This window comes from Arthrobacter sp. ISL-65 (assembly GCF_018613795.1).
In the GTDB taxonomy this organism is placed as follows: domain Bacteria; phylum Actinomycetota; class Actinomycetes; order Actinomycetales; family Micrococcaceae; genus Arthrobacter.
Map to the genome: position 1 here is coordinate 40,209 of NZ_JAGGPN010000034.1, position 15,186 is coordinate 55,394.

Here is a 15,186-nt window from a genome sequence, read left to right on the forward strand (position 1 = left end):
CACAATCGCCGTCCCGGATCCGGAGTGGGCCAGCGCCCCCCCGGGACCGGCCATCCGCAGCAGCCTCCTGAGCTGCAACGTCCTGAACGATGCTGGTCCCGATGAACCCCGCTGGCCGCGCTTCCGATCCATCCGCCCCTCCGTCCCAACGTCCGCTGCGCCGGCTCATCGCTGCCGGCCCGGTGGCAGCGTTCCTGGTCGTTGCGATCGCACTGACGTGGCTGGCCCTCATCCTGTCCACCGCACTGCTCGGCAACGCGGTGCTCGGCATCCTCGCCGAACTGCTCATCCTGCTGGGAACGGCGTTCGGCGCCACCGCGTGGGCAGACGTGGCGGTTGCGTGGGGCGTGCTGCTGGTCTTCGCCCCGTTGTTCCGTCTGCTGGTGGGCATTGCCTACCTCGGAACGGGCCAGAGCCTGCTGATCGTGGCCCTCCTCCACGCCTCGTTCAACGCCTCGGAGCAGTCGAAACTAGCAGTGTTCGACGGCGCGTGGCAGCAGATTGCCGCGGCCACCCTTTTGCTGGTGGTCCTGGCGCTGCTCCGGAAATTCCGCACACTGACGGCGGAGGCGGGCCATGGCGCAGCAGTCGCCGGCTGAGCAGCCCATGCCCGCCAGGCGGGCATTGCCCGCTGGCGGCGGCCGCCGTCGGGCCCGGAAGGAGGCGGCACGGCACCGGACCTTGTCGCAGCGCGGAACTAAACCACGGCGCCGGACCATAGGGCCGCGCGGGGCCCTGGCTTGGCCGGCGGGCCACCGGCTCCCGCTGTTCTTTGCCCTGGCCTTCGCTATTTCATGGCTGCTGTGGCCGCTGACCCTCCTCAACCCGAACAGCTCGCCCCTGATACCGTTCGGACCCGCCCTGGCCGCGGCCATCACCGCCTACCTCGCGGGCGGCAAGGCCGAGCTGCTGCGGCTGCTCCGGCAGCTGGCCCGCTGGCGCGTAGCCGGCCGCTGGTACGCCGCCGCCGCTGGCCTGCCATGCCTGCTGGTGGCGGTGTCTGCCGGACTCACGGTCTCCGGCGGCGCGCCCGCCCCGGAGCTGGGCCCGAACCCGGGCTGGTTCATGCTGCTGGGCACCTTCGCGTTCACCCTGGTGGCGGTGGGCCTCTTCGAGGAGCTGGGCTGGCGCGGCTACGCCCTGCCGCTCCTGCAGCAAAACCGCCCGTCCCTTTCTGCGGCGCTGCTCCTCGGGCTGGTGTGGGCGGCATGGCACCTGCCGGAGCTGCTGTCGGATCCCACCGGGCAGCGGCCGCCGCTTCCGTTCCTGCTGATGGTCCTGGCGCAGTCCGTGCTGCTGGCCTGGCTCTACAACAGCAGCGGCAGCGTGCCCGTCTGCATGGTTTTCCACGCGGCATTCAACACTTCCGGCACCCTGGTCTTCCCCGCCATGCTGGGGCCCGATTACCTCACGCTCTGGTGGACCGTGGCGCTCCTTCATGTCCTGGCAGCGCTGGTGGTCATCGCAGTCGCCGGGCCCCTCCGGCTGGCCCGCACCCTTGACACGAACCCCTCCCATGGGATTACCTAATGAACATTCGGTAAATAAAGCTGGAGGCAACGACGCATGGCTGAAACGGCAATCCCCGGTGTGGCCCACCACATCCTCGAGAACGACTACGCCTCGGAATGGATGGGCATAGAAGTCCTCACCCTCAGCGACGGCCACGCAACCATCCGGATGACCCTCCGGCAGGAAATGCTCAACGGCTTCGGCATGGCCCACGGCGGAATGATCTTCGCCTTCGCAGACTCAGCGTTCGCCCTCGCCTGCAACCCCGCGTCGCCTGCCGACCCCGACAGCATCACCGTTGCTGCCGGCGTCGACATCAACTTCCTCAAGCCCGCCTACCAGGGCCAGGTGATCACCGCCGTCGCCGACCGCCGCTCCAGCGCGGGCCGCAGCGGCCTTTACGACATCCAGATCTTCGCTGCCGATCCCACTGCCCAACTGCCGGGGGAACTCATCGCAGAGTTCCGCGGACGCAGCCGTACCATTCCCAAGAAGTAGGAAGCAGACCATGACCCTCCATGCACCTGAACCCACCGTCGCCGTGCACACCGACGCCGTGCTCGACCCCGAGGAGACCATGTCCCGGGACGAACTGGAGACGCTCCAGCTCAGCCGGCTCCAGCACACCGTCGCGTACGCCTACGACCGGGTTCCCCTGTACAAGCGCAAGTTCGACGACGCCGGGATCCACCCCTCGGACCTGCGCGAACTCGCCGACCTCGGCAATTTCCCCTTCACCACCAAGGAGGACCTGCGCCAGGAGTACCCCTTCGGCATGTTCGCCGTGCCGCAGAGCGAGGTGGCGCGTGTGCACGCCAGCTCGGGTACCACGGGCCGGCCCACCGTCGTCGGGTACACCAAGCAGGACCTGGCAGACTGGGCCAAACTGGTGGCCCGCTGCCTCCGCGCCTCCGGCGTGCGTCCGGGCATGAAGGTCCACAACGCCTACGGCTACGGCCTGTTCACCGGCGGCCTTGGTGCCCACGCCGGTGCCGAAGCCCTCGGCTGCACGGTCATCCCGATGTCCGGCGGGCAGACCGAACGCCAGATCCAGATGATCCAGGACTTCAAGCCGGACGCCATTCTGGCCACCCCCACCTACCTGCTCACCATCGCGGACGCCATGGCGCACATGGGCATCGACCCCACCTCCACGTCGCTGAAATACGCCGTGCTCGGCGCGGAGCCGTGGACGCAGGAGATGCGGCACGAGCTCGAGGTCACCATGAACATCAAGGCCTGCGACATCTACGGGCTGTCCGAGGTCATGGGTCCCGGTGTTGCGGGCGAATGCGTGGAGACCCAGGATGGCAGCCACATCTGGGAGGACCACTTCCGCCCCGAGATCATCGACCCCTTCAACCCCGCCCCGGGCAGGGAAAATGTGCTCGCCGACGGGGAGCACGGAGAACTGGTGTTCACCTCGCTCACCAAGGAAGCCCTGCCGATCATCCGCTATCGCACCAAAGACCTCACCCGCCTGCTCCCCGGCACCGCGCGCCCGGCACACCGCCGGATGGGGCGCATCACCGGCCGCAGCGACGACATGATCATCCTCCGCGGCGTGAACCTCTTTCCGTCCCAAATCGAGGAAATAGCCCTGCGCATTCCCGAGCTCAGCCCTCACTTCCAGCTGGAGCTCACCCGTCCCGAGGGGCAGCGCATGGACCAGCTGACCGTGAAGATCGAGCGCCGTGACAATGTCACCACCGGGCAGATTACGACGGCGGCCCGCACCCTGCGCGAGCAGATCAAGATTCACGTGGGTTCTTCGTGCACCGTGGATGTGGTGGAGCCCGGATCGCTCGAGCGCTCCAACGGCAAGCTGCGCCGGATCTACGACCTGCGGCCGAAGGCATAGCGGCCTGCTTCCGTTGCCGGCGCCTGCCGGCCACGGAGGCCGCCTGCACGTATTGACCGAACGTTCATGAGAAAATATCCCGTATGCCGAGTACAGCACCCAGCCCAGCAGCCCCCACCAAACGCGGCCGTCCCGGCTACGACCAGCAGTCCGTGCTGCTGATCGCCGTCGACGTCTTCAACCGCCACGGCTACGATGCCACGTCCATGGGCATCCTCGCCGAAAATCTGGGCATCTCCAAGTCGGCGATCTACCATCACGTGCCGTCAAAGGGGGACCTCCTGAAGCTCGCCCTGGACCACGCGCTCGGCGGTCTGGAGGCCATCCTGGAGCAGCCGGGGGCAACCTCCGGGGCGGCCGATGCGCGGCTGGAGTTCGTGCTGCGCGAGACCATCGCCGTGCTGGTGGACCGGCTGCCCTTCGTCACGCTGCTGCTGCGGCTGCGCGGGAACACGGACATCGAGCGCGACGCCATGGAACGCCGTCGTGCCTTCGACCACAGGGTGGCTGAGCTGATCTCTGCGGCCCGCGACGAGGGGTCACTGCGCCAGGACATCGACCCCCGCACCGTGACCCGTCTCCTGTTCGGAACCATAAACTCGATAGTCGAGTGGTACAAGCCGGGCGGTTCGCTCTCACCGGAAAAGCTGGCCGACGACGTCATCACCATGGCGTTCGACGGCCTGCACGCCAAGCCCTGACAGGCTAACAATTAGCCGCTAACGAATTGGGCGTTGACGGCGGGCGCCCTGGTGTCCACCCTGAATGCATGGCCACGAAACTGTCGGATCTTCTGTTCGGCGCATTTCCTGATCTCCGGTACCAGCCCACCTCCAAAAGGGTCCGCGCGGGCATCGACGGAAGTCCCGTCGTCGACACGCTGGAAGCCCTCCTGGTCTGGGAACCGAAACGCGTCACTCCGGTTTACGCAGTGCCCGAAAAGGACCTGCTGGCGCGGCTGGAGCCACCCGCCGCTGGGGGGGACGGCGGCCCGGACGAGTATCCCGTCCGCCTGATGGCAGACGCTCCACCGGCGCTGGACCCGCGGACCGGGTTCAGGCGGCACACGGCGGCGGGCGAGGAGCTCGACGTCGTGGCATCCGCGTTCAGCGTGCCGCGGGCAGCATTCCGCCCCTCGGATCCGGACCTGGCGGGGTATGTCGTGCTGGATTTCGGCGCGTTCCACTGGCTCGAGGACCACGAGGAGATCATCGGCCACCCCCGGGACCCGTTCCACCGCGTGGACGTCCGCGCCACCCTGCGGCACATCGAAGTGAAGCTCGACGGCGTGGTGCTGGCGGAGACCGTCGGAGCCCATCTGCTTTACGAAACGCTGCTTCCCTTGCGCTACTACATCCCGCCCAAGGACGTGCGGCTGGACCTGCTCGAGGCCAGCCCGCACCGAACCGTCTGCCCCTACAAGGGCGAGGCCAGGTACTGGAGCTATCCGGAGTCGGCCCGCGGCAAGAACATCGCCTGGGCCTACGACTCGCGGTTCATCGACGCCCGGCAAATCCACGGGCTGGTCTGCTTTTTCAACGAGCGCGCCGACGTGTACGTGGACGGCGAGCCGCAGGAGCACCCGGTCACCCCGTGGTCCTGAACCCTCCCTCACCTTTCGCCGCTTTTTGGCCACCCCTCCCTCACCTCTCGCCGCTTTTTGGCCAACCCTCCCTCACCTTTCGCCGCTTAAAACCCAACCCTTCCTCACCAAGGTGAGGAAGGGTTTGGGAATCTGCGACTGTGTGGCGGATCAGAGCTGATATTCAGCCTGTGTTCCGAGCCTCTCGTGGACGCAGAGGATGTTGTTCTCGGTATCCATGAACCAGGCGCATTTCTCTGCGTCGGTTGAACAGATGTGATGATCGGTCTTCAAATCGGGGAGGTCATAGTCCTGGAACCGAACGCCCCTGGACTCCATGTCCTGGACGGTCCGTTCAATGTCAGTGACCTCAAAACTCAAAGCGGTGTGCTCGGAGTGCTTTCCGTCCCTTACAGGCATCAGCTGCAGCATGGGGCCGTCAGCGTTGCCGAATAAATCGCTTCCATCTTCAGCCTTGCCACGGTGTGGGAGGCCCAACGTTTCCGCGTAAAATCCGCGGGCGCGGTCCGGATCATCGACAGGCAGGATGGTTGTGGCTGTTCTCAGTGCTAGGGTCATTTCGCCACCTCCTACGCGGGTCATTTTACGCCGGAAGCCCCGAAAGATCATGGGAAATTCCATACTGCCCGGCAGCATTGCGGGAGGGTTCCAGGAAACCCGACAGGACCTGAGGAAGCATCCGGAAAAACCCGACAGGACCTGAGGAAGCGTGCGGGTTACTTCTCCACGAGGGTGAGGACGTCGTAGGTGGCAACGATTTCGTCGTTCTGGTTGGTCAGGACAGCGTCCCAAGCCACCTCGCCGTACTCGTCGGTCTCGCGCGGGGTGATCTTCTTGGCGGTGAGGGTCACCCGGATGGAGTCCCCCGCAGCCACTGGAGTGATGAAGCGCAGGTTCTCCAGTCCGTAGTTTGCCAGGACGGGGCCCGGAGCCGGCTCGACGAACAGCCCGGCAGCCCAGGCCAGCAGCAGGTAGCCGTGCGCCACGATGCCCGGGAAGAACGGGTTGGCTTCCGCGGCCTCCTGGTTGGTGTGCGCGTAGAAGGTGTCGCCGGTGGAGTTGGCGAACTTGGTGATCTCCTCCAGGCTCACTTCGCGCAGCTCGGAGCGGATCGCGTCGCCAATATGCAGGGTCTCCAGCGACTTCCGGAACGGGTGCTGGCCTTCGGTTTCCAACGTGAAGTTCCGGTCGGCGCCGGCATGCCAGACACCTGTGACTGCCGTGAGCATGTTGGGCGAGCCCTGGATGGCAGTGCGCTGCATGTGGTGCATCACCGAACGGATGCCGCCCAGTTCCTCGCCGCCGCCGGCACGGCCGGGTCCGCCGTGCACCAGATGCGGAACCGGGGAGCCGTGGCCTGTTGACGAACGCGCATCCTCGCGGTTTAGCATCAGTACGCGTCCATGGTGGGCTGCGATGCCCGTGACCAGTTCCTGCGCAACAGAAGGATCGTTGGTGCAGACCGAGGCGACCAGCGAACCGCCGCCGCGGGCGGCGAGCCGGACGGCGTCGGGAATGTCCGTGTACCCGATCACCGACGACACCGGACCGAAGGCTTCCAGCGAGTGGACCGGCTCGGCCTCCGCGTCAGCCCAGCTGAGCACCACGGGAGACATGAAGGCGCCGCCCTCGACGACGCCGGTTGCGCCGTCCGCGCTGGTGACCGACGGCGAATCGAGGGTTCCGTACGCCAGCTCACCGCCGGCGTCGAGCATGGACTGCACGGCGGCCCGGACATCTGCGAGCTGCTCCACGGAGGCAAGCGCGCCCATGGTGACGCCCTCGGCGCGCGGATCGCCGAGCACCACGCGCTGCTCCACACGGGCTCCGATGGCGGAAACGACGGCGGTCGCCAGCTCCTGCGGCACGATGGCGCGGCGGATCGCGGTGCACTTCTGCCCGGCCTTGACAGTCATTTCGGTGACAACGGACTTGATGAAGGCGTCGAACTCCGGGGTACCTTCGACGGCGTCCGGGCCGAGGATGGCGGCGTTGAGGGAGTCGGTCTCGGACGTGAACCGCACGCCGCCCAGCACCACATTCGGGTGCGACCTGAGCGACTGCGAGGTGGACGCCGAGCCGGTGAAGGCCACGAGGTCGCGGTAGTCCAGCACGTCCAGCAGCCCGCGGACAGAGCCGGAAATCAGCTGCAGTGAACCCTTGGGCAGGATGTTGGACTCGATAATGGCCTTCACCACGGCCGCGGCGACGTAGCCCGTGGGGGTGGCCGGCTTCACGATGGTGGGGACGCCGGCGATGAACGCCGGGGCGAGCTTTTCCAGCATGCCCCAGACCGGGAAGTTGAAGGCGTTGATCTGCACAGCGACACCCGGGATGCGCGTGTAAATGTGCTCGCCGGCGAACGATCCGTCCTTGGACAGCACCTCCATGGGGCCGTCCACCACCACCTGCGCGTTGGGCAGTTCACGCCGGCCCTTGGACCCGAACGTGAACAGCACGCCGATGCCGCCGTCGATGTCGATCATCGAGTCGATTTTCGTGGCGCCGGTCTGGGCAGAGAACGCGTAGAAGTGCTCGCGGCGCGCGTTCAGGTACTGCGCCAGCTCCTTTAGCTTGAGGGCACGCTGGTGGAAGGTCAGCTTGCCGAGTTCCGTTTGGCCGGTGGTGCGGCCATAGTCCACGACGGCGGCCAGGTCCAGCCCGTCGGTGCTCACCTTGGCCAGGATCTCACCCGTGCTGGCGTCCCGGACGGGGACAGCGGAAGCCGCCGAGCCGGCGTCGGGAGTCCACCAGGAATCCTGCACGAAACTGGGGACGGTTTCCACGGTTTCCAGGGTGGCCTCGGGGGCAGTGGCGGTGGTGGTCATCGTTGACGGGTCCTTCCAACGGGGACAAATCTGATCCGGCCAGAACATTACTGACCGTCCGTTCGGTAATATGTCTACAGTACATGAATGTGCCCCGCTGCACACTAGTGGCACAGACACGACCCAAGGAGAGCACATGACGCCGGAAGCCCGCGACGCAGAACTGGCGGCTACCCAAGCACCCGAAGGCCCGACGCCCGGAGAGCTGTGGAAGATCACCCTCGGCGAGCTGGACGAGAAGATGGGCGTGAAAATCGTGGAGGAGTCCGTCGAGCGCGTCGTGGCCACCATGCCGGTGGAGGGAAACCGGCAGTCGTTCGGCCTGCTGCACGGTGGTGCCTCGCTGGCCGTGGGCGAGGCCGTGGGATCGTGGGCGGCGGTGATCCACGCCAGCACGCTGGGCAAGACCGCCGTTGGCGTGGACGTCTCCGCCACGCACCACCGCTCCGCCCGGACCGGCGTCATCACCATTACGGCCACCCCCCTCCACCTTGGCGGCACCCTGACCACGCACGAAGTGCTGATCACCAACGACGCCGGGCAGCGGCTCTGCAGCATGCGCATCACCAACCTGCTGCTTGCGCCGAGGGCCTGACGTCTTCCCTGACGCCGCCCTGAAGCCCTCCGCAGCGCCGCCCCGGCTAGGCTGATCTGGTGACCGAGCTTGGCAGCCTGACCCCCACCCTGATCGCGGTGGGCCTCCTGATGGCGCTGACTGCCGCCGCCCTCAGTGCTTTCCGGGTTCCGCATGCCTTCGCGCCGGCCCTCGCCATCCTCCGCGGCGCGGCTCAGCTCGCCGCCGTCAGCCTGATCCTCGGCGCCGTGATCGCCAGCGCCGAATGGGTGGCCGTGGCGCTGGCCGTCATGTTCACCGTGGCCACCCTTACCGCCGCACGCCGCCTCGCCTGGTCCTGGCGCCACCTTGCGGTTGTGGCCGGCTCGATGGCCGCCGGGATCCTCGCGTCGCTGGTCATCGTGTTCGGTACCGGCGCCATCGAGTTCACCTCCCGCTATGCGCTGGCGATCGGAGGGATCGTCGTCGGCAATTCCATGGCGATCGCGGCGCTCGCGGGCCGCAGGTTCAACGAGGCCGTGATCGACCGCTGGGACCAAGTGGAGGGCTGGCTCGCCCTGGGCGCCTCTCCCCGGCAGGCCACCCGCGAGATGGCACGCAGCGCCGTTTACTCCGCACTCATTCCGTCGGTGGACCAGACCAAGACGACGGGCCTGGTCACGCTGCCGGGGGCCTTCGTCGGGGCGATCTTCGGAGGGCTTTCGCCGCTGGAGGCGGGCCGGTTCCAGATCGTGGTGCTGGCTTCGATCATGGCTGCCGGGTCGGTCACTGCCATCCTGCTCATCGGCATGCTGGCACCGATCCGCGTGCGGCCAGCACCCCTTAAGTAGGAACCCGGCACCGTGCCGTTGACATTGCGCCGGGCGCTTTATACTCTGGCCGCTCCGGACCACAGGCAGCGGCACTGCTGGGCCGGGCCATCATTGTCTGCCCCCAGCCGGTGCAATCATGAGCACACTTTCCACAAGGACCGCCGCCGCACTGGCTGCTGTCCTCTTGGCGGTCCTGCTGGTGGGATGCGTCTCGAAGCCAGCCCCTTCGACGCCGACCACCCACTATTACGTGAGTGCCGCGGGAAGCGACACCAACTCCGGAACGTCCCCGGATTCGCCCTGGCAGTCGCTGAAGAAAGTCAACGAGACGGCATTCAACCCTGGTGATTCCCTTAGTTTCCGCAGGGGTGACGAGTGGATCGGCAAGGTCGTGCTCGACGAAAGCGGAACGCCGTCGTCGGCCATCAGACTGAACAGCTACGGCAACGGGAACCTGCCGACAATTACCAGCGGCGAGAACGGAGACTGCTTCCGGCTGGACGGCAGCCACATCGAGGTTGACGGGTTGCGCGCCACCAACTGCGGGTACGCGGGCTTCAATGTGTACGGCGACCACGTGGTGGTGAAGAATTCCGAGGCTTCCAACAACACCGCCGGAATTAGGGTGGGCACGGGCTCCGACTTTGGAAACTACTCCAACAATGTCCTGACGGACAACAACATCATGAACGTCAACACCCGGGGAAGGCGGTGCGGCACCGCGGATGAAGCCAACTGCAGCGACGACTCGGGTGCGTTCGGCGTGCTGATCAACGGCAACGACAACGAGTTCTCGGGCAATACCGTCACAGGTTCCACGGCATACTCCTACGACTTCCGCCGGGACGGAGGCGCCTTCGAGATCTACGACGGCAGCCGCAACAACATCCATCACAACAAGGCCATAGACAACAACGTGTTCTCCGAGGTCGGGCGCTCCGACGGGAAGGCTGACGGCAACACTTTCCGCTACAACCTGATCCGCTCCTCGTGTGGCACGGAATGCGCAGAGTCAGCCGGACTGATCATCCGTGGCCGGGACACACGGTACGGCCCCACCAAGAGCACCACTTTCGAATTCAACACGGTATGGCTCAACGGCAGCCGTTCGCGCGGCGTGGTCTGCCACGCTCTCTGCCCCTCTTCCACGGTCATCCGCGCCAACATCCTCGTGGCCGTGCGTGACGCCCTGTGGATGGACGGGTCCGGATGGACGGCACAGTCCAACGTGGTCAACGGCCCCAGCAACGTCCCGCTGGACAAGAGCTCGACGACGGCTCCCGCAGAATTCGTCAATCCCCCCAAGGACCTCCACCTCACCAGCGGCAGCCCGGCGATAGACCGCGCGAAAAGCAGCCCTTCCGGGGTGGACCTGGATCATGTGCCCGTTCCGCAAAAAGGGCACTGTTCCGGAGCCGGACAGGCCGACGCCGGCGCTTACGAATATGACCCGGCCAACTGCTAGCTGTGGCGTAAGTCAGCACCGGGTGGCTAGGCGCGGGTAAGTCAGCCCGGGCTGGCGCCGCTCACGTCGGATGGACCGCCGTCGACGCCGGCACTCCCGGTAGCGTCTTCCGCGCGCTACAGCGCGGGGACGATAATCAGATATCCGCTTTGCACACCAATGGAGGTGTTGGATATGTCTGTATACACGTTGGGTATCTGGCTCGTGAAGCCGGGCCACGAGGACGACTTCGTGAGGGCCTGGAAGGACATGGCCGACCGGACCCACAAGGAGTATCCCGGTGGCCGGGGCCTGTTGATGCGTGACCGTGATGTGCCCAACCGCTTCATCAGCACCGGACCTTGGGCCTCACTCGAGCAGGTCGAACAGTGGCGGGCGTCGGCGACGTTCACCGAGGGTCTCGCGTCGATCCGCGACATCGTTGAGCACTTCGAGCCGCACACGTTGGACGAAGCCGCCACAATCGGCTGAGCCGGCCCGGCTCCGTTCCACCTGGCCCCGTTCCACCTGGCTCTCCGTACAACCCGGCTCCGTTCCGCATCGCATCAGCGCACCGTAAGGCGCTGGCGCCATCTGTCGCTGTGCGGCTAGAGCCTGCTTCGGCGCCGCACGACTACCAACACCAGGCCGCCGAGCAGCAGGGCCGCTCCCGCTACAGCAGCGGCGAGCGTCAGACCGGATACCCCCGTGTCGGCGAGCATCATCGGCGGTGCATCCGGGTCCGGAACTGCAGCAGGAAGCACGGCCACCACCGTCGGCTGCGGCGCGGGCACTAGGCCCCCCGGCTGGGGGCCCTGTGCGGCCGCTGGCTGGGATGGCACGGGCGTCTGTGTTGGGCTCGGCGAGGCCGGGGAAGGACCGGCAGCGGGACCAGCGGGCTCCGGCGCTGCTGGAGCGGCCGCAGCGCGGAAGGTGCTTGGCAGTGAGCGGCTGAAGCCGTTCATCGCCTGGGCGGTGAACTCCCCGGCCGCGACAGGCGCGCTGAAGGCCCAGTTTCCTTGGGCGTCCACGCCCACATCGAACGGGTCGCTGCCGGGGAAGGTGACCCGGACCTGCGTTCCCGCAGGAACGTCTGTGGCCGGAGCCGTGGCGAGCCGCCCGGCGACGCGCTGGCCGGATTTGATGGGCCCCGGAGGCAGGACGCCGGCAAGGACTGGGCTGTTCAGAAACAGCCTCAGCTGCACGCCCGGAAGGACCGCCATGGATTCCTCGAGCGTTGCCGCCACCGCGAAATTCTCGGCGGAGAACCTGCTGTTGCCCGCGGAGTGTGTGCCCACGGCGTAGTTTCCACTGATCCAGGGCCCGCCGGAATCGCCACCGCTGGATTCCACCGACCTGGAAAACAATCCGCGGAAGGAACGCAGGTCCGCAGGGTCCCCCGAGCCCCCGGCCACAATGTAGATCCCCACCTCGTCGACAGTTCCGCACGACCACCCAACGGTTCGTCCGGAACGGCAGACGGGCTGCCCCTGGAACGGCGACGCCGTGCCCACAATTGGTACTGAGCCGGTTGCGAGATGGGCGGCATTCGCCCAGGTGGCGGCGGCCGGGCGCGCATCCAGGCCGGGGCGGATGGACTCGATGACGGCGATGTCGTTCCCAGGAGTGCCGGGATTCTTCGGATCGGTGACCCGCGAGTTCCCGGGGCCGCCAAACTGGCTGAACCCGAACGTTCCAAGTTTTCCGGTGACCGCGCTTTCGGCCACGGATCCGCCCGCGGGATCCCCGGCGGGCAGGGTAACCTCGGCGAGCCGCGCGGCGCCGTCGTCAGCGCAGTGGCCGGCCGTGAGGACCAGGGGCCGGCCCTCGGCGTCGAAGGCGCTGAACCCCGCGGAACAGGCCACCCAGCCGTCGATCCTGTAGCCCTGTCCGCCGAAGAAGTCCTCCTCCCGGACCAGAGGCTCCCCGCTCTCCAGGACCACGTTGGCGTACTGCTCCACGAACTCCGACGGCGACAGGCGTGACCCGCCGGGTGAACCGGCAGACGGGGCAGCCGGACCGTCGGTCTCGGCAACACGCCCGGACTGCGGTTCCGACTCGGGCTGGTTCACACCGCCCGTGCGGATGATGAACTTGCCGTCCGCCTCGGCCACGGCTTGGAGCCCGGCCGGTCCCACTTCCCGGAGGTAGGTCCGGTAAAGCTGGTCAATGCTCGTAGCACGGAGATCTGCCGCCGCGGTGTCCGGCTCGGCGGCAGGCTGGGTGGGTGAAGAATCCGGGGACGCCGGGAGCGGGGAGGATTGCGGGGAAGGGACCTCCGCGGCGGGCGCTTCGGAGGGTGCCAGCACGAACTCCTGCCGGGACGCGGCGTTGGCCTCGTTGAGTGCGCGCACGGCGTTGGCGAGGTCCGTGCCCGCACCTTCGACCAGGATCCTGCCCCCGTCCAGCCTGATCGACTCGAATCCTGCGGCCTTCCGGAGCTCGGGCAGGGCGGCGGCCGCACGCTTGCCCTGCTCTCCTGCGGCGTTGAATTCCGCCATGGTCATGCCGAGGTCCCGCAGAACGGCGTCGGCAAGGCCTACTCCGGACAGTTCGGCTGTTGCGGAGCCGACCGCCCGGACAGCCGGGGACGGCACCACCGCCGGGGCATCCGGGCCGTCCTGCGCCGTCGTGCTTTCCGCCGTCGTCGTGGTTTCCCCCGTCGTCGTGGTTTCCAGGGCAGCGTATGCCGGCACGGACGCGAGCGGGGCACTGAGCGCCACCGCAGCCGCCGCCGCAAGGGCGAGTGCGCGCCGGAGCAAAGGGCCGTAGGTGGAAGAAGTCACAGGGAAACCCTAGCGCCGAGGACGGCCAACACCGACTCCAGCTCAGGCTCGGTGACGCCGTTCTGCAGCAGGAAGTCCCGGGTGTTGAGCTGCCGCACGAAGCCCAGAACCCGGGCACCGCGGGTTTCCAGGAGCGGGGCGAGGGTTTCCTCGTCAAGGTGGCGTTCGTGCGGATGCGGGGGCCACATGGTCCGGTGGCGTTCGTTGATGCCGCGCATGGCGGCCTGGTAGCTGGTGACGATCTCGGCCTCGTCGGCACCCGCGAGGTCCTGCAGCATGGCCGCGATCATGCCGCTCCGGTCGCGGCCGGCGGAACAGTGAATCACCACGCCACCGGAGGAAGCGGCAACCGCCTTGAAGACGGCGGCCAGCCGGTCCGGGAACAGGCGGGCATTGGCGGCATAGTGCGCGGGATCGTTGAGGTACGGATCGCAGAGGGCCTTGAACTCAAGGTTGTCCGGGTCCTCCGTGGGCGCGTGGACGACGTCGAACGCGGCGAGCGCCCCGCCTACGTCAGGATCGCTGGGCCTGGGCTGGCGTTCGGCGGGGTTCCGGAGGTCAATGATCGTGCGGATGCCATCGCGGTAGGCTTCCTGCCAGCCCGCCTCCGTGAGCCATTCCCGCCGCCCCATCCGGTAGACGGAGCCAGCCACAAGCCAGGCGTTCACCGCCCCGTCCCAGCCGATTTGTCCCCTCGCGTTCACGGAGCCAGCTAACCACACCTGCCCCGGCTGCCGCACGGGGTTCGGAGCAAGTTCCGGCCGATGGCGGCTGGCCTGCCAGCCCGGAGTCTTGACCGCCGGAGTACCGTAAGGGAACGGCGCCGCTCCTCGGCCTGAGCAAATATGGGGGTTCTTCATGGCAACCAAACAGCCTTTGCGACGGCGGCTCGCCCGCCTCACCGGGGTCATCGCGGCGCTGGCCCTCGCCGGCCTGACCGCAGCGCCAGCCTCCGCGGACCGGTTTGATTCCTACGTCGCGCTGGGAGATTCCTATGCGGCAGGCCAGGGCGCCGGACCGTACGCGGACACCTGCCTGCGGAGTGACCACGGCTATCCGGCGCTGCTGGACGCGGTGCGCAAGATCAGCCTGGCCGGGAATCCGGCCTGCAGCGGCGCCACCACCAGCACGGTCCGAGCCGACCAAATCCCCTCGCTGGACAAGAAGGTGGATCTGGTGACCGTCACCGCAGGCGGCAACGACCTTGACTCTATTGGCGCGCTGGTCATCTGCTCGCAGGACTCCGGTCCGGCATGCACCGCCGCTCTGGCCCAACGGGCCGCCGTCCTGCAGACAGCCCTGAACACCCCGACGGCAAGCCCGTTTTTCCAGGATCTTCTGGCCATGCTGAACGACGTCAAGGCGAAGGCACCCCGTGCTGACATCTATGTGACCGGCTACCCGTTGCTGTTCGAGCCATTCGCCGGCCCGGCCGCCGATCCAATAAACGGGCTGACGCAGCAGCTGAATGCGGTCATTGCCACGGCGGCCCGCCAAGCCGACGGCGGGCGCTCGAAGGTTAATTATGTAGATGTGTCGCGAGCGTTCGCAGGCCACGGAATCGGCTCCGCGCAGCCGTGGATCGTGGTTCCGCCGCAGCTCTGCACCGCCTCCGCGACCTGCGGCACGCCGACCGACGCTTTCCACCCGACGGCTGACGGCTACGCCAACGGCTACGCGGCCTCCATCCGGGCGGCTCTCCGCTAGTTCCCGTGCTGCACCGGGACCGCCCGCCTTACCGGCCTCAGGGGGTGTGCCCCCCGGCC

General features: G+C 67.2%; 15 protein-coding genes. 11 read left to right on the forward strand and 4 right to left on the reverse strand.

What is annotated here, in order from left to right; genetic code table 11:
- Nucleotides 1-101 precede the first annotated feature (101 nt).
- The 6 genes from J7I85_RS14235 to J7I85_RS14260 all read left to right on the forward strand — a co-directional run bounded on the left by J7I85_RS14235 (nucleotide 102) and on the right by J7I85_RS14260 (nucleotide 4,976).
- Complete coding sequence (locus J7I85_RS14235; RefSeq protein WP_214852688.1) at nucleotides 102-599, forward strand: hypothetical protein; 498 nt, start codon at nucleotides 102-104, stop codon at nucleotides 597-599.
- Nucleotides 577-1,530 carry a CPBP family intramembrane glutamic endopeptidase gene (locus tag J7I85_RS14240; protein WP_214852691.1) on the forward strand — a complete coding sequence of 318 codons (954 nt, stop codon included), beginning with the start codon at nucleotides 577-579 and terminating at the stop codon, nucleotides 1,528-1,530. Before J7I85_RS14235 ends, J7I85_RS14240 begins: the two co-directional genes overlap by 23 nt.
- 36 nt (nucleotides 1,531-1,566) lie before the next feature.
- Complete coding sequence (gene paaI, locus J7I85_RS14245) at nucleotides 1,567-2,010, forward strand: hydroxyphenylacetyl-CoA thioesterase PaaI (RefSeq protein WP_214852694.1); 444 nt, start codon at nucleotides 1,567-1,569, stop codon at nucleotides 2,008-2,010.
- Nucleotides 2,011-2,020: 10 nt separating this feature from the next.
- Nucleotides 2,021-3,373 carry a phenylacetate--CoA ligase PaaK gene (gene paaK, locus J7I85_RS14250; protein WP_214852697.1) on the forward strand — a complete coding sequence of 451 codons (1,353 nt, stop codon included), beginning with the start codon at nucleotides 2,021-2,023 and terminating at the stop codon, nucleotides 3,371-3,373.
- Between the two features lie 83 nt (nucleotides 3,374-3,456).
- Nucleotides 3,457-4,074, forward strand: a complete 618-nt coding sequence (locus J7I85_RS14255; RefSeq protein WP_214852700.1) for a TetR/AcrR family transcriptional regulator — start codon at nucleotides 3,457-3,459, stop codon at nucleotides 4,072-4,074.
- Nucleotides 4,075-4,142: 68 nt separating this feature from the next.
- A complete protein-coding gene (locus J7I85_RS14260; RefSeq protein ID WP_214852702.1) occupies nucleotides 4,143-4,976 on the forward strand; it encodes a DUF427 domain-containing protein in 834 nt (277 codons plus the stop codon).
- Between the two features lie 150 nt (nucleotides 4,977-5,126).
- Here the strand turns inward: J7I85_RS14260 and J7I85_RS14265 are convergent, their stop codons facing one another.
- Nucleotides 5,127-5,534, reverse strand: coding sequence for a VOC family protein (locus J7I85_RS14265; protein WP_214852705.1), 408 nt, complete (start codon nucleotides 5,532-5,534; stop codon nucleotides 5,127-5,129).
- A gap of 158 nt (nucleotides 5,535-5,692) precedes the next feature.
- Nucleotides 5,693-7,804: a phenylacetic acid degradation bifunctional protein PaaZ gene (gene paaZ, locus J7I85_RS14270; RefSeq protein ID WP_214852708.1), complete on the reverse strand. Its 2,112-nt coding sequence runs from the start codon at nucleotides 7,802-7,804 to the stop codon at nucleotides 5,693-5,695.
- Nucleotides 7,805-7,940: 136 nt separating this feature from the next.
- Between paaZ and J7I85_RS14275 the strand changes: the two genes are divergently transcribed.
- The 4 genes from J7I85_RS14275 to J7I85_RS14290 all read left to right on the forward strand — a co-directional run bounded on the left by J7I85_RS14275 (nucleotide 7,941) and on the right by J7I85_RS14290 (nucleotide 11,126).
- Nucleotides 7,941-8,399 carry a PaaI family thioesterase gene (locus J7I85_RS14275; protein WP_374102473.1) on the forward strand — a complete coding sequence of 153 codons (459 nt, stop codon included), beginning with the start codon at nucleotides 7,941-7,943 and terminating at the stop codon, nucleotides 8,397-8,399.
- Nucleotides 8,400-8,458: 59 nt separating this feature from the next.
- Nucleotides 8,459-9,208 carry an ABC transporter permease gene (locus tag J7I85_RS14280; protein ID WP_214852711.1) on the forward strand — a complete coding sequence of 250 codons (750 nt, stop codon included), beginning with the start codon at nucleotides 8,459-8,461 and terminating at the stop codon, nucleotides 9,206-9,208.
- Nucleotides 9,209-9,326: 118 nt separating this feature from the next.
- Nucleotides 9,327-10,655 (forward strand): hypothetical protein, encoded by a 1,329-nt coding sequence (locus J7I85_RS14285; protein ID WP_214852713.1) that lies wholly within the window; start codon nucleotides 9,327-9,329, stop codon nucleotides 10,653-10,655.
- A 174-nt stretch (nucleotides 10,656-10,829) separates the two neighbouring features.
- On the forward strand, nucleotides 10,830-11,126 hold the full coding sequence (locus J7I85_RS14290) for an antibiotic biosynthesis monooxygenase (protein ID WP_214852716.1): 297 nt from the start codon (nucleotides 10,830-10,832) through the stop codon (nucleotides 11,124-11,126).
- Between the two features lie 116 nt (nucleotides 11,127-11,242).
- Here J7I85_RS14290 and J7I85_RS14295 read toward each other — a convergent pair whose 3' ends face one another.
- A complete protein-coding gene (locus J7I85_RS14295) occupies nucleotides 11,243-13,420 on the reverse strand; it encodes a S1 family peptidase (RefSeq protein WP_214852719.1) in 2,178 nt (725 codons plus the stop codon).
- On the reverse strand, nucleotides 13,417-14,124 hold the full coding sequence (locus J7I85_RS14300) for a tyrosine-protein phosphatase (RefSeq protein ID WP_308159491.1): 708 nt from the start codon (nucleotides 14,122-14,124) through the stop codon (nucleotides 13,417-13,419). Before J7I85_RS14300 ends, J7I85_RS14295 begins: the two co-directional genes overlap by 4 nt.
- A gap of 154 nt (nucleotides 14,125-14,278) precedes the next feature.
- On the opposite strand from J7I85_RS14300, the gene J7I85_RS14305 reads away from it, so the two are divergent.
- The gene (locus tag J7I85_RS14305) at nucleotides 14,279-15,127 is read left to right on the forward strand and encodes an SGNH/GDSL hydrolase family protein (protein ID WP_214852725.1); all 849 of its coding nucleotides are present in this window, start codon (nucleotides 14,279-14,281) and stop codon (nucleotides 15,125-15,127) included.
- Nucleotides 15,128-15,186 lie beyond the last annotated feature (59 nt).